This is a genomic window from Paenibacillus sp. E194, assembly GCF_000935845.1.
Classification (GTDB): Bacteria; Bacillota; Bacilli; order Paenibacillales; family Paenibacillaceae; genus Paenibacillus_B; species Paenibacillus_B alvei_B.
The window spans coordinates 15,244-29,169 of sequence record NZ_JMDX01000018.1 but is presented as its reverse complement, the minus strand read 5'-3'; the positions used below and the strand labels follow the sequence as shown (position 1 = coordinate 29,169).

General features: G+C 45.4%; 15 protein-coding genes and 1 pseudogene. 14 read left to right on the top strand and 2 right to left on the bottom strand.

Features of this window, described 5'->3' with window-relative positions; genetic code table 11:
- The first annotated feature begins 73 nt into the window (after nt 1–73).
- The 9 genes from AZ66_RS33715 (at nt 74) to AZ66_RS04255 (ending at nt 8,083) form a co-directional block, all read left to right on the top strand.
- The gene (locus AZ66_RS33715) at nt 74–655 is read left to right on the top strand and encodes a GntR family transcriptional regulator (protein ID WP_052648385.1); all 582 of its coding nucleotides are present in this window, start codon (nt 74–76) and stop codon (nt 653–655) included.
- Nucleotides 613–1,257, top strand: a complete 645-nt coding sequence (locus tag AZ66_RS33710) for an aminotransferase-like domain-containing protein (protein WP_052648384.1) — start codon at nt 613–615, stop codon at nt 1,255–1,257. Before AZ66_RS33715 ends, AZ66_RS33710 begins: the two co-directional genes overlap by 43 nt.
- 205 nt (nt 1,258–1,462) lie before the next feature.
- Complete coding sequence (locus tag AZ66_RS04285; protein ID WP_021253811.1) at nt 1,463–1,666, top strand: helix-turn-helix transcriptional regulator; 204 nt, start codon at nt 1,463–1,465, stop codon at nt 1,664–1,666.
- Nucleotides 1,663–1,866 carry a hypothetical protein gene (locus AZ66_RS04280; protein ID WP_021261482.1) on the top strand — a complete coding sequence of 68 codons (204 nt, stop codon included), beginning with the start codon at nt 1,663–1,665 and terminating at the stop codon, nt 1,864–1,866. The genes AZ66_RS04285 and AZ66_RS04280 overlap by 4 nt, the downstream gene beginning before the upstream one ends.
- A 183-nt stretch (nt 1,867–2,049) precedes the next feature.
- Nucleotides 2,050–2,382, top strand: a complete 333-nt coding sequence (locus AZ66_RS04275; RefSeq protein WP_044353739.1) for a YbjQ family protein — start codon at nt 2,050–2,052, stop codon at nt 2,380–2,382.
- A gap of 8 nt (nt 2,383–2,390) precedes the next feature.
- Entirely contained in the window at nt 2,391–2,603 is a 213-nt protein-coding gene (locus tag AZ66_RS04270) for a hypothetical protein (protein ID WP_052648383.1), read from the top strand.
- 373 nt (nt 2,604–2,976) lie between these two features.
- Complete coding sequence (locus tag AZ66_RS04265) at nt 2,977–6,156, top strand: glycoside hydrolase family 10 protein (protein ID WP_052648382.1); 3,180 nt, start codon at nt 2,977–2,979, stop codon at nt 6,154–6,156.
- Between the two features lie 295 nt (nt 6,157–6,451).
- Entirely contained in the window at nt 6,452–7,075 is a 624-nt protein-coding gene (locus AZ66_RS04260) for a 50S ribosomal protein L25 (protein WP_044353723.1), read from the top strand.
- 237 nt (nt 7,076–7,312) lie between these two features.
- Complete coding sequence (locus tag AZ66_RS04255) at nt 7,313–8,083, top strand: M15 family metallopeptidase (protein ID WP_231586726.1); 771 nt, start codon at nt 7,313–7,315, stop codon at nt 8,081–8,083.
- A 63-nt stretch (nt 8,084–8,146) separates the two neighbouring features.
- On the opposite strand, the gene AZ66_RS31780 is transcribed toward AZ66_RS04255, so the two are convergent.
- Entirely contained in the window at nt 8,147–8,266 is a 120-nt protein-coding gene (locus tag AZ66_RS31780; RefSeq protein ID WP_194483580.1) for a sporulation protein YjcZ, read from the bottom strand.
- Nucleotides 8,267–8,416: 150 nt separating this feature from the next.
- Nucleotides 8,417–8,623 carry a DUF1657 domain-containing protein gene (locus AZ66_RS04250; protein ID WP_021253804.1) on the bottom strand — a complete coding sequence of 69 codons (207 nt, stop codon included), beginning with the start codon at nt 8,621–8,623 and terminating at the stop codon, nt 8,417–8,419.
- A gap of 161 nt (nt 8,624–8,784) precedes the next feature.
- Between AZ66_RS04250 and AZ66_RS04245 the strand changes: the two are divergent.
- The 5 genes and pseudogenes from AZ66_RS04245 to AZ66_RS04225 all read left to right on the top strand — a co-directional run bounded on the left by AZ66_RS04245 (nt 8,785) and on the right by AZ66_RS04225 (nt 13,848).
- Nucleotides 8,785–9,647, top strand: a pseudogene (locus AZ66_RS04245) (DUF421 domain-containing protein).
- Nucleotides 9,648–9,678: 31 nt separating this feature from the next.
- On the top strand, nt 9,679–10,698 hold the full coding sequence (gene spoVAD / locus AZ66_RS04240) for a stage V sporulation protein AD (protein WP_044353722.1): 1,020 nt from the start codon (nt 9,679–9,681) through the stop codon (nt 10,696–10,698).
- Nucleotides 10,699–11,075: 377 nt separating this feature from the next.
- On the top strand, nt 11,076–12,836 hold the full coding sequence (locus tag AZ66_RS04235) for an ABC transporter substrate-binding protein (RefSeq protein WP_044353721.1): 1,761 nt from the start codon (nt 11,076–11,078) through the stop codon (nt 12,834–12,836).
- 242 nt (nt 12,837–13,078) lie between these two features.
- Nucleotides 13,079–13,570, top strand: coding sequence for a ribonuclease domain-containing protein (locus AZ66_RS04230; protein ID WP_231586725.1), 492 nt, complete (start codon nt 13,079–13,081; stop codon nt 13,568–13,570).
- Nucleotides 13,567–13,848 (top strand): barstar family protein, encoded by a 282-nt coding sequence (locus AZ66_RS04225; protein WP_044353720.1) that lies wholly within the window; start codon nt 13,567–13,569, stop codon nt 13,846–13,848. Before AZ66_RS04230 ends, AZ66_RS04225 begins: the two co-directional genes overlap by 4 nt.
- Nucleotides 13,849–13,926: the final 78 nt, after the last annotated feature.

Below are 13,926 nucleotides of genomic sequence, written 5' to 3'. Positions count from 1 at the left end.
CATTTGGTTGAGTTCAAGACCAACCAAATTCTATAATAAGCTTATCAATCAACATGGTGCAGGAGAGGAACATATGCGAAAGACGTGCAGCATTGACTACAGCGATTGGAGACTCGAACGATCCTCATCGATCGCGCTGTATAAACAAATCGAGCATTATATGAAATCTAAAATCTTGTCTATGGAATGGGAAGCGGGTGCGAGACTCCCTGCACAACGTGAGCTTGCGAAGCAATTGGGTGTGAATCGAAGCACGCTGGTAGCGGCCTTGGATTGCTTGACTGATGCGGGGTTTATTGAAGGGAATAGCGGAGGCGGTACGGTTATATCGGACATAGTCCATCGTGTCGATAGCATGTCTCCTATTCTACCGAATTGGAATGCATATGTGGAAGAAGGCTCACATTATCCCAATTTACCGATTATTCAGACGATAAATAACATGGAATTCTCACCGCAAATGATTCGCATGGGCACGGGCGAGCTTTCCCCTGACTTATTGCCAACAAAAGAGATGGAGAAAACGATACGCTGTGCAATCGATCATGGAATATTACTCGGGTATGAACAGCCGCTTGGGCATTATCCGCTGCGAGAGCAGCTCAGCAAGAGTTGTCGAAGCAAGGCATTGAAGCAGCGCCTAACTCGATATTGATTGTCTCGGGGGCACTTCAAGCACTGCAGCTCATTGCAGCAGGCCTCGTTGGTCGTGGATCCACTATGCTCGTAGAGAAGCCCTCCTATTTATATTCTATTCATGCCTTCCAATCGGCCGGACTAAGAATGGTTGGTGTACCAATGGATCAAGGCGGTATACAAGTGAATGCTCTGGAGCAATATGCTCTACAGTATAAGGCTTCGCTGCTGTATACGATTCCTAGCTTCCATAATCCAACGGGTACGGTGATGGAGCAGGACAGAAGAGAAGCATTAATGAACATCAGCAATCGCATTGGATTGCCGATTATTGAAGACAGTGCCTACGAATCGTTATGGCTGGATGCCCCGGCGCCACGATCATTGAAGTCGATGGATAAGCATGGACAAGTCCTCTACGTAGGAACGATGTCCAAGTGTGTTTGCCCTGGCCTACGAATGGGCTGGATTGTTGGTTCGAGAGAGGTGATAGAACGCTTGGCAGATATTAAAATGCAGATGGATTACGGCTCCAGCTCATTATCGCAACAAGTTACAGCGGAGTGGCTCCGATCGGGCCTTCACGAGGCGCGCAATCAACACATCAGGTCATATTTATGATCGTTCGAGCAAGCATCAACTTCGACTATCGTACGCTTACGCAAGCTTTGAAGAAATGGAGCGGGCTATCCAATTGATTGCGAAGTGGGTAAAGAATAGGAATGTCACCGAATGATGGGATGTCAAAAGTGTTTGACATATTAATATGGATCACTATAATAAAAGATGTAAAATGTTTTTTACATTTGAGGAGATAGAACTCGTTATGAAAAACAAGATTTCAGAGCTGCGCAAGCGAATGGGCATGTCACAGCAAGAGCTGGCTCAGCGGTGTGAAGTGAGTCGGCAGACGATTAACGCGATTGAGAATGATAAGTATGATCCAACCTTAGCGCTAGCGTTCAAGCTGTCACGAACGTTAGAGGTCACAGTCGATCAGTTGTTCACTTATGAGGAGGCATCAAGATGAGAAAGCAAGATGAAATGGAACGTTATCATAATGACAAGTCAGCGAAGAACGGCTACATGTTCTATACGATCGCATTGCTGGTGTGGGGGCTGTATGATTTTACTGTCAAGGGGAATAGCGGATTGCAATTTACCATCCTATTAATCGGGAACGCCATCTTCCTATGGACACGCGTCTATTATAAGCGAAAAGTGATGTAAGAATTACAGTAGATAAATCGATGAGATAAGGTTCGCCTGTATGAATATATAAATTTAATTATGTAAATTAAAATAAATAATGATGAAGATTGAACGTAAGGATCGTCTCAACCGTACTATAGATACTTTATGATTCATTATGGGTTTCCGTCTAGAAAAGGCGGTTGAGGAGGAGTATTGATGATGATTATCGTAACAACAGAGCAAGTGGCCAATTATGAAGTAAAGGAAGTACTCGGTACAGCATTCGGACTGACCGTTCGCGCACGAGGGTTGGGGAAGGATATCGCTGCTGCATTCAAAGGATTGGTTGGAGGCGAAATCACTCAATATACGGAAATGCTGGAGGATGCAAGGAAGCAAGCGCTGGATCGCTTAGTATCAAACGCTCAGGCGATGGGGGCGGATGCTGTCATAATGGTGCGCTTCGACTCTGGTGAGGTCGGAACCAATATGAGTGAAATTGTTGCATACGGCACGGCTGTAACGCTTCGGCCTAATCGTGAAGTAAGATGATAACGTTTTTGATTGTTTATTTTTCATTGCAGTTGCTCTTTTTTATCGTATTTCTTATTGTCTCAGCTTTCCGAGATCGCCGTCACCAAGCGAATGAACATGAACATGTGCCGGAAGGCTTCGAGGAGACTTCGGAAGTTAGTATCGATCCATCAACAGGGAAAAAGGTAACGGTTTATTACAATCCGCGTACAGGACAGCGATGGTACCGCGTGGAGTAACAATGGAAGGATGCAATCCACGAATGAACAATTTTGTTAAGGTGGTTGCTTTCAATAGCCAGATACCTCGATACTCAAGTGATACCCCAGTGTTGGTAGGCGGTTCGTAAGTCGTAACAGTACTTATGAGCCCGATGCTGCCAGCTGCTGGGGTATTTTTTGTATATTCATTCTCAGCCACAGAGAACAGTGATAAAGAATTACGTCCTCAGTCCTATTTATTAGACAAAAGTATACTTTTGTCGCTATATACATTCGGTTTGAAATATTTTAAACTTAAACTGCTTCAAAGATTGAAATAAAATTTCATTCATCTAGAGCCGACATACGATGATGTTCTCATTACTTGATATCCAAAAGGAGGGAATTAACATTGTATTTTGCAAGGAACCGGGCTCGTATCTTACTCATGTCGATGATGTCGGTCGTGCTTATGTTCAGCACAATTGTAAACGCTTCCGCAATGAGTTCCTCTGAGTTATCCCCTTCATCCTTATCATCATCTGAAGCGCAGGCAGAACTGCTCGCATCAGGCAGTACGGCTTCATCCCAGATTATTGAAGACTTCGAGCAGCTTCAACAGCTGTCTGCAACCTCAGTAAGAGTAGTCCCTGGTTCTGTTAAGGCGGTTTTAACCTCACGACCGGAACCGGTACAACATGATGAACATGCAGTAAAGCTCACCTATGATTTCACGGAAACGACGGGAACATCAGCGGCTTATCTGAATTTCTTGAATGCATCTGGGGGAGTAGGACGTGAGATGATAGGATATCCATCTTCAATCGGAGTGTGGGTGTATGGGGATGGAAATAAGCACTGGCTGCGAGGTCAACTGCAGGATGCCAGCGGAGCGAAGCCAACGATTGACTTTACTACTAGCAATGGGCTCAGCTGGAATGGCTGGCGGTACGTTACAGCGAGTTTGCCTAGTAATCTTGTTCAGCCTATCAAATTGAATCAGCTCTATGTGGTAGAAACGAATGATCGAAATAAAAATAGCGGCGCTATTTATTTTGATAGCCTGCGAGCTTTCTATGGATCAACAAATATATATGAGCTAACGATGATCGGCTTGCCCCCTATGCAAGCAGGAGAGACAAAACGGGTTCAGGTGTTAGCGACATCTGCTGGTGAAGCAGAACAAGTAGATGTGACGAAGGAAGCTGTACTTATCAGTGATGATCCTTCCATTGTCGCTGTAAATCCAGACAATACGCTTACTGCTGTGGCCGAAGGACGCACAAGACTAACGGCTCGCTACATGCAAGCACCAGAATCCGTAGTTGATGTAGTCGTCAGCCAAGCCGCACCAGTCATTCAGCAATTGAACTTGTATGGAGCATCAGCTATGGAGATTGGTGAGCGCGTGAAGACCCATACATTTGCGCGATATGAAGGTGCTGCGAAGCCTGTATCCATGCTGGATGGAGTTAGCTACAATAGCAGCAATCCGGAGGTTGCTTCCATTGATGCAGCTGGCATGGTCACTGCACAAGCGAATGGAACGACTGTTATGCGGGCGGTATATGGCGAACTCTCCTCCGCTTATGAATTGAAGGTATCCGTGCCTCAGCCGAAGCTGGAACGACTTGAGCTGACCGGCTTGCGTGCAATGACCATCGGCGAGTCGCTGCAAGGGAAGGTGACAGCATACTATTCCGATGGCTCCTCCTCAGAAGTATCGACAGGCGTTGTGTTCAAATCCAGTCAGCCGAACAATGCAACGATAGATGCTAGCGGCAACATCATGGCTCTTCAAGTAGGCATCAGCTCCATTACGGCTGCTTTCGGAGGCAAGACTGCCGATTTCACACTTGTCGTGAACAAGGATACAATCCTGCCTAAGCGGCAATTGCGAGCAGCTTGGATTGCTTCCGTCGTCAATATTGATTGGCCGCGTGAAGGTGTAGTTACGGAAAAAGAGCAGAAGCAAGACTTTGTAAATCTTCTCAATGAATTAGAAACAGCAGGCATGAATGCTATTGTGATGCAAATTAAACCGACTGCGGATGCTTTTTATCCATCTAAATATGCACCTTGGTCGGAATGGCTCACTGGCGTACAGGGCAAGGATCCTGGCTATAATCCGCTTCAATTCATGATTGACGAAGCACACAAGCGCAATATGGAATTCCACGCATGGTTCAATCCGTATCGTGTAAGTATGCAGCCAGATATCAACAAGTTAGTTCCCAACCATCCTGCAAGATTGCATCCAGATTGGGTGGTATCTTATGGCGGCAAGCTTTACTTCAATCCAGGGGTGCCGGAAGCGAAGCAATTCGTGATGGACAGCATCATGGAGGTCGTCAACAATTATGACATTGACGCGGTTCATTTCGACGATTACTTCTATCCGTATAAGGTGGATGGGGTAGAGTTCCCTGATCGCGCAACCTACCAGCAGTATGGAGCTGGATTCTCCGATATTACGGACTGGAGACGCAATAATGTGAATACCTTCATTGAGGAATTGTCCAAAGAAATGAAGCAGGCGAAGCCTTATATGAAATTCGGCATCAGCCCATTCGGCGTATGGCGCAACAAAGCGACAGATCCGACAGGCTCGGATACAACAGCTGGGGTTCAGAATTATGATGACCTCTATGCAGATACACGCTTGTGGATTCAAAAGGGATGGATTGATTACATTACGCCACAGATATATTGGTATTTTGGCTTTACTCCTGCATCCTTCGAGAAGCTTGTGGATTGGTGGGTGAAGGAAACAGAAGGAACAGATACACAGCTCTATGTCGGTCACGCTGATTATAAGGTGAATGATCCGAACACGCCAGCCTGGCTCAATCCCGATGAGCTTCCGAATCAATTGAAATACCTGCTCAACTTCGATACGGTGAAGGGAAGTATGCATTTCAGCACCGTTGATATTCTCAATAATCCGCTTGGGTTGAAGGATCGACTAAGCGGGGACAGTTACCGGTATAAAGCACTTGTGCCAGAGATGCCGTGGCTTCCCGCCAATACTCCATCTGCACCGAAGCTTACAACTGCACATGTCACCGATAAAGGAGTTCACCTGTCATGGGAGGACGTTACGAACAGCTCGGCTGCATACTATGTGATCTATCGGGCAGAGGGCAGCGAGTCGATTAATGTCAATGATCCGAAGCAAATCGTGAAGACTATACGTAAAATAAACGGCGTATATCAATTTTACCTCGATACGACAGGTGAGTCAGGCAAACAATATACGTATGCGGTTACGGCGGCTGACCGTCTGCACAACGAGAGTGTGCCTAGCCAATCCAAATGGATTTGGAATGAACCGCTTGTCTTAATTGAGGTGAAGGGCGATACGAACATGACAGCGGGGAAACAACAGCAATTGAAGGTGTTCGGAGTTGGCAAGAGTGGGACTCGAGTGGAATTAGCGAATGATCTTCGATTCACAACGAATCAGCCTTCGGTGTTGTCCATTAACGAGGCTGGCATGGTGAAGGCGAATCAAACGGGTACTGCTGTTGTGACCGTAAAGTATGGAAGCTTCTTGCTGAGCACAATGCAAATTAAAGTGTCACAGAAGTAGTCGGACAATATCACATCACGATATTCGTTATAGCCGTTACAGCATATTCAGCGAAAATAGAAGCATACGAGAGACAGTGCCAGTGTTCCTTGCGAATGCTGGCATTGTTTATAAGCAATGACAGAAAAGGAGTTGCGATCAGGCTATACCGTTATTTTCAGAAAATTTATGAAAAATATTGAAAGGTTGTTTCAAATAAGATTAATGAGGTTAATAATAGACATGTCCTGCAACACTCATCGCAGGACGCCACTCTGGTGAAGTGAGAGGATTGCTACAAGGAGGCAGTTTCAATATGAACGCACAAGGCAAAACTTATCAACTGAAAGCAGAGAGAAGAACGGACTTTACTCGCTCTTCCCTTCGTGAATTACGTCAGAAAGGTCGGATCCCGGGCGTCGTATACGGTGCGGATATCGAGAGTACTGCATTGCATGTCGATTCAAGAGACTTCGTCAAGCTTGCACATGTTGGCCGGACAGAAGTGTTCCAACTGCAGGTGGAAGGCATGAAGCCAGTCCAAGCGCTAATCAAAGACGTTGTCAAACAAGATGGTGCTTATGCGCATGTTGATTTCCAACAGGTATCTGCAAATCACCCAATACGTATTCATGTGCCTATAGAATATATCGGTACACCTGCTGGGGTCAAAAAAGGCGGTATCTTGCAAACGCAAGAAACAAGTTTGGAAATCGAGGGTCTGCCCGCACATCTTCCTTCTGTGATTCAAGTGGATATCTCCCATTTGGGCATAGGTGGTAAGATGTTGGTGGAAGACGTGCAAATTCCAGAACATATCCATCTCTTGTCCCATAAGAATGAGCTATTGGTTTCCATTGTTACACAGCGGGGCATTGAAGAGGTAGAGGATGAAGAATCAGAAGCGGCAGCAGCAGTACCGGTTTCTGTGGAAGCATAGCACTTTATTTCATTTAACTAAATTAAATATAAACAGTAATGAGGAGTCTGCCAAGTGCGAATGGGCGAGCACAAAGCAGGCTCTTTTTTCTTGCATACAACTGATAATTGGCTCACATGAATCATGTCTCATCGATCCATACTAACGATAGGCGATGGGGGTGATGGATTGCGATTTGCACGAGTAATGTCCATGCTGTTGTTGATTCCATTATGCAGCAGCTGCAGGATACAAGGGATGGAACATCCAAGATATGGAGTGACAGTGACTACACAGATGAACGCTCTCCATCCAAGACAAGCAGTCGATGCTGTCGCGATGCAGCTGGATGGTTTGAAGTCATTCCAGCATACGATGTTGAAGATGCATCAGATCCCAATTGAACTTACTGTCAAAATGGATAAGACTCAAATCGGCAGTATCGGGATCCTTGTTAATAAATTTCACGAACTCCCTCTTGATTACCGGCCAGATGATCTGGTTTATCCGAGGGCTCCCTTTATTTTTGACGAGCGAGTAGATAAGCGCAAATTGCGCAAGGAAGCAGCTCGAGCTCTGGAGCAGCTAATCGCTGGTGCAAGACAAGACGGTATTTATTTGGCAGGTGTGTCTGCTTACCGATCGCATGCTGCTCAGACGGCCATTTATCATAGCAATGTACGGCGTTATGGCAAGAAAAATGCGGAGTTGTATTGTGCGGAGCCGGGGCATAGCGAACACAAGACAGGGCTCGCCGTAGACCTCACGCGCAGCGATGGAAGATGTGCAGCGGAAGCTTGCTTCGCGGACATGAAAGAGGCAAAATGGCTGCAGAATCATGCACATGAGTATGGGTATATTGTTCGGTATCCAAAAGGAAAAGAGCATATTACAGGATATCAATATGAGCCATGGCACATCCGTTATGTTGGGAAGAAATTGTCCGCTCTATTGACAGCACGGAGGATCACACTGGAAGAATATTATGATTCATCTTATCCGTATTGGTCTGCTCCTGAGAATGGATAACGACGTCGATGGCAAAAGGAAAACCACCCAAGCAATGCCTGGGTGGTCGCCTGGGCGCAGCTCTTAGAACAAGAAAGAACGGCTTATGATTACGAGCAAAATGAAAAGTACCAAGATAACGCCAGTGCTTGTAAATCCAAATCCACCGAAGCCACAGCTTCCACAGCCTCTTACATCAGACATGTTCAAATCCCCTTTCGTTTGGTTATGATGTATTACCGTATAAGTGTATGAAGGAAACTGAGGAGGTGATTGGACGTTTGACGGGTTGCTTCGCGTCTGTTATGTAAATAAGCCATGCATTTCCTGCATGGCTTGTATGTTCTACTAGGATTAGAAGCCTTTATATTGAGGCTCCTCCGTTTCTAATTGTTGCACACGGTTTTCCACTTGGTCGACGATCTGCTGCGTTTGCTCTGCGGCATTCGTATATAATTGCTTTGCTTCTTGGTTCTGAGTGGCCAATGCGAAAGACTCCAAGTCAGCTTGTACACCTTTTAACGAAGCTAAGCATGTTTTCACTTGAGATCCAACTGTCATGCTGCACACCTCCCTTCCTCCTCCGATACAGAGGATAATGTGTCCCGAAAGAGGAGCAGCCATACCTCCATTAAATAAATTAACTCACTTCATAAAATCATGAGCATCTACAAATAATGACGTAGTGGAATGGAACTTTTTCTTTTCAAGGAGGATGTATAATGCCACTTTGGCTGGAAATCACGCTTCGAACTTTGGTTGCGGTCGTTGTCTTGTTCCTGATAACGAAGATGTTAGGGAAGCGACAAGTTACTCAATTATCCGTATTTGAATACATAACCGGCATCACGATCGGAAGCCTTGCTGCGTATGTTTCCTTGGATTTGGAGGACAATTGGTATCTTGGGCTTGTGTCGCTGGGCGTGTGGACTGCGGTATCATTCGGGATCGAATTCTTGCAATTGAAGAGCAAGACGATGCGGGATTGGATTGACGGCAAATCTACGGTTCTCATCAAGAATGGTAAAATTCTTGAAGACAACTTAAAAAGGAACGCCTGACCTCTGATGAATTGATGCTGAAGCTTCGCAAGAAGAATGTGTTCAAGGTAGCTGATGTGGAATTCGCGATGATGGAATCAAGTGGAGATGTCAGTGTACTGTTGAAGAATGAAAATATGCCTTTTACTCCAAAGCATCTGGGGATTAAGGTCGCACCTGAGTATGAACCGCAAGTGGTTATTATGGACGGGCAGGTTATGGAGCAGCCGCTTGCAACGATTGGCCGCGATAAAAAGTGGCTGAGCGAGCAGCTGACTTCGCTTGGTGTAAAGGCGGTTCAGGATGTATATTTCGGCCAAGTAGATAGCTTCGGGGAGCTGTATGTTGATCTCTTCAACGATCAAATTAAAGTTACGATCCCACAGAAGCGGGCTAATGCTTTAGCAACGATGAAAAAGTGCGAAGCTGATCTGGAAATGTTCTGTCTGTCAACGGAAGATGAGAAAGCAAAACAAATGTATGGACAGTGCTCTCGCACGTTGCAGCACATTATTGAGAAGGTACGACCATTACTCATCCAATAATCGAAGGTATGCGATAAAGTGAGGTGGCTTCATGCTAGTAGGTAAGCAATCTTGGAAATTCGAGCGAGCTCCTTATATTATAGGCACTTCAGCCATCGTTGGGCCTGAGGAAGGGCAGGGGCCGCTTGCCGCTGATTATGACCTTATCCACGAGCAGCTTGATATCTATGAGACCAGCTGGGAGAAGGCAGAGCGCAAACTTCTCGAACAAGCAACAAGTCTTGCGATCACCAAGGCGAACGTCAACACGAACCATATCGAATATTTTATTGGCGGGGACTTGATGAACCAAATTACGAGTAACAGCTTCGCGGCTCGAACTCTGTCTGTTCCCTATATTGGCGTATTCGGTGCGTGTTCAACTTCCATGGAATCACTTGCGCTTGCAGCGATGATTATTGATTCCGGGAATGCGCATTATGCACTTGCAGGAACATGCAGTCATAACTGCACAGCGGAGAAGCAATTCCGTTACCCTACGGAATACGGTTCCCAGAAGCCTCCTACTGCACAATTCACCGTAACCGGGGCAGGCGCTGCGGTATTGTGCAATCGCGGGAGTGGGCCACGGGTAACGACCGCTACAATTGGGAAGGTCATAGACTTAGGTATAACCGATCCGTTCAACATGGGGGCGGCTATGGCGCCAGCCGCAGTAGATACCTTGCGGGCGCATTTCACAGATACTGGGAGAGAGGCTAGCTATTACGACATGATCGTAACCGGGGATTTGTCTGCCGTGGGCCATCCTATTGCTTCAGACTTATTGAGGCAGTCCGGGGTATCGATGGAGGATACCGTATTCGATGATTGCGGCTTAATGATATTTGACCGCAACAAGCAAGCCGTACAAGCTGGAGGGAGCGGCTGCGGCTGCTCTGCTGTTGTCACCTATGGGCACCTGATGAAGCGGATGATTCGAGGACAATTGAAACGAATGTTAATTGTGGCCACTGGTTCACTGCTGTCGCCACTCTCTTATCAACAAGGAGAGAGCATACCATGCATTGCTCATGCGGTATCCATTGAGATGGATTCGGAAGGTAAGTAAGAAGATAATATCACAACAAATAATTACTATTATGGATCTTGTATATCAAGATCCCTTTTTATGTAATAATGTATTTTGTTTTCAGACATATGGTTAATTATTCATATGTCTTCCGTAGAGGAATCCACATGTATGAAAATCCTCCCCACGACTACTCCTGTAAGAAAATCTAAGAAACTACTTTACAAAACTATGTAGATAAAGTAGTATAGTGAGAAATATTGAAGTGCCTATTTATGGTAAGCGGTTTTAGATGCAAAGAATCGTACGGAGAACACTCGGAATTCTCGTTTTTTTGTCGCTGCTTCCATGTTTAAAATAGTGCATAAAAAAACATCACATCATTGGATTTATTCCAGAAATAGGGGGAGTTTTGTATGAAGAAGAAGTGGAGTTTGTTCTTGAGTACGCTTCTTGCTGTATCGATCGCGTTGTCCGCGTGCGGTAGCGACAAAGCGAAGGAACCAGAGAAGAACGCTCAATCGAATGAGCAGGGTTCTAGTCAAGAAGAGAAGAAGGATGATGCGGCTGGAGAAGGCGAAATAGTTTCTGAAGGTGTCATTAAGGCTTCAGATCCTTCCAAGTCTCCCGAATTGGCGAACAACCGTAAAGATATGGTGATTATCGGTATTACAGCTCCGAAGGGGATTTTCAACCCGATTTACTCGGAGTCTGCATATGATGTATACGTTATGCGTTCCTTGTTCAAAGGGATGTTACAATATGACAAAGACGGTACAGTGAAGCCAGCATTGGCGGAAGAATATCAAGTGTCTCCTGACAATTTGAAATATACATTCAAGCTGAAGAAAGACTTGAAATTTAGCGACGGAACGGCTCTTACGGCAGAAGATGTAGCGTTTACATTTACAGTATTTCATGATAAATCCTACGACGGTCCGGCTGATATTGTGAAGGATGCACATATTAAGGGTGGACAAGACTACCGCGATGGCAAAGTATCTTCCATCGAAGGGATTAAAGTTATCGATCCGTTGACAATCGAATTCACGACCACTGAAGTTAGTGCGACAGCACTAGCTGCAATCGGCGCTTTGGAAATTATGCCTAAGGCTTACTACGGCAAGGATTACAAGCAAGGCAACCTGAGCTACATGCCTGACTTGTTCACGAGTCCAGTTGGCGCAGGCCCTTACAAGCTGGATAAGTTCGTAGCTGGACAAGAAGCTCAGCTTACGGCAAATGAGAACTACTACTTGGGCAAGCCTAAGGTTGAGAAGCTGATCTATAAATTTACAACCGACGAAACAAACGTTCAATTGCTACAAACAGGTGAAACGGATATGGATGCTCCAGCAGTATCCAAAGACCAAGTTGAGCAATTGAAGGAAATGGCCTTCTTGGATAATACATTGTATCGTACGAATGGTTACGGCTATATCGCATTCAACCACAAGTTGGATAAGTTCAAGGATAAGCGTGTTCGTCAAGCGTTGACATACGGCTTGAACCGTCAAGAGATCGTTGATGCGGTATACCAAGGCTATGCAGACGTTATCGACGTTCCACAATCGAAGCAATCCTGGTCTTACACAGACGATGTAACGAAGTACAACTTCGATCTGGAGAAGGCAAAGCAATTGCTTGACGAAGCTGGCTGGAAAGTCGGCGCTGACGGCAAGCGTGAGAAGAATGGCGAGAAGTTCGTCATCCACTTCACAGCATCTACGCCTAACGTAGTTAATGATGCAATCATTCCGGTTGCTCAGAAGAACTTCGGCGATCTCGGCATTGAGTTCATCGCTGACCAAATGGAGTTCAACGCCGTTATCGATAAGCGTAAGAAGGGTGACTTCGACATGCTGTTCATGGCATGGGGCTTGACACCAGATCCACAATCTTCTGAAGGTGTATTCACAACGAAGGGCTTCCAGAACGATATTGGATACAGCAATCCGAAGATCGATGATCTGTACAAGCAATCCAATTCGACTCTCGATGTTGAGAAGCGTAAAGAAGTCTTCCACCAAATCTATAAAGAGTTGAACGAAGATCTTCCTTATATCTTCATGTACCAACGTCGTGATATGTTCGCAACGAACGCTCGTGTTCAAGGCTTCGATATGTCGCCTTACAACGATTTCACTTATTCTCTTCCTACGATCCACATTCAATAATTGAACATGAAGATGTTCTCGGGAAGTCCAGCAATTTGCTGGACTTTCTTTTTTGATGTTAACAAATAGACATGATTTTGTTCGTTATATGATAATCATCTATGCGTTTTCCTGTATTCAAATCTTTGCTCCGATATCGTTTCATAACTAGGAGTACGAGAATTTTATTCTAATGGCTCATTCATGTTACAATAGTGGCTGATTACATTAGCTGTAGATAGATATATGGAGGGAATTATACGTTGAGATGGATGAAATCGCTGTTCGTCCTGTTCCTTACCTTGATGGTAATGACAGGTTGCGGCACGACACAGATTGGAAATGAGAAGAAGGTTGCGATAGATGGCCCTTCGACAACAGTAGAAACAAACGAACCAGCCCAATCGAAGTCCCTCACAGACTTCGAGGAAGTGGCGAGTTATATACGGAAGCATCATTCTCTTCCTGATAATTTCATCACGAAGAAGGATGCTGAGAAGCTGGGCTGGAATGCGAAGGAAGGCAATCTAAATGAAGTAGCTCCAGGCAAGAGCATTGGCGGAGACATCTTCCGCAATCGGGAAGGCAAGCTGCCGAAGAAGAAGGGACGCATTTGGTATGAAGCAGATATGAACTATTCCAAGGGATTCCGCGGCAAAGATCGTCTTCTCTTCTCAAATGACGGGCTGATCTATAAGACAGAGGATCATTATGATACATTCCAGCAGATGAAAGGGAAGGATGGAGAGCGATGACCAGACAGATTGTTGAATTGGATGGACGACTCTTAACCTCGCATACGATGCTGCATGATCTCCTCAGCAAGGAATTAGAGCTCCCTGAACATTATGGACGTAATCTGGATGCACTGTGGGATTGCTTGACGGAATCATCTGCACGTCCGTTAACAATCCATTGGAGCCATTATGAGGCAAGCAAAAAGCAGTTGGGAGAGTATTGCGAGCAGGTGCTGCATTTGTTCCAAGATGCAGAAGCCCAGTTGGATGGATTCAAAGTGAAGGTCACACGGTAATGTGCGGCAGATAAGGAATAAAGACATCATAATGAATATAGAAGCTATAACAGAGAACAAGCCTTTGACAATAGGGAC

Excerpts from the sequence above, each read along its gene's own strand:
- AZ66_RS31780 (WP_194483580.1), bottom strand. The coding sequence starts at position 8,266 with ATGTCTGATGTAAGAGGCTGTGGAAGCTGTGGCTTCGGTGGATTTGGA.
- AZ66_RS04250 (WP_021253804.1), bottom strand. The coding sequence starts at position 8,623 with ATGACAGTTGGATCTCAAGTGAAAACATGCTTAGCTTCGTTAAAAGGT.
- AZ66_RS04280 (WP_021261482.1), top strand. The coding sequence starts at position 1,663 with ATGAGAAAGCAAGATGAAATGGAACGTTATCATAATGACAAGTCAGCG.
- spoVAD (WP_044353722.1), top strand. The coding sequence starts at position 9,679 with ATGCTAGTAGGTAAGCAATCTTGGAAATTCGAGCGAGCTCCTTATATT.
- AZ66_RS04255 (WP_231586726.1), top strand. The coding sequence starts at position 7,313 with ATGGAACATCCAAGATATGGAGTGACAGTGACTACACAGATGAACGCT.
- AZ66_RS04285 (WP_021253811.1), top strand. The coding sequence starts at position 1,463 with ATGAAAAACAAGATTTCAGAGCTGCGCAAGCGAATGGGCATGTCACAG.
- AZ66_RS04225 (WP_044353720.1), top strand. The coding sequence starts at position 13,567 with ATGACCAGACAGATTGTTGAATTGGATGGACGACTCTTAACCTCGCAT.
- AZ66_RS33715 (WP_052648385.1), top strand. The coding sequence starts at position 74 with ATGCGAAAGACGTGCAGCATTGACTACAGCGATTGGAGACTCGAACGA.
- AZ66_RS04275 (WP_044353739.1), top strand. The coding sequence starts at position 2,050 with ATGATTATCGTAACAACAGAGCAAGTGGCCAATTATGAAGTAAAGGAA.
- AZ66_RS04235 (WP_044353721.1), top strand. The coding sequence starts at position 11,076 with ATGAAGAAGAAGTGGAGTTTGTTCTTGAGTACGCTTCTTGCTGTATCG.
- AZ66_RS04260 (WP_044353723.1), top strand. The coding sequence starts at position 6,452 with ATGAACGCACAAGGCAAAACTTATCAACTGAAAGCAGAGAGAAGAACG.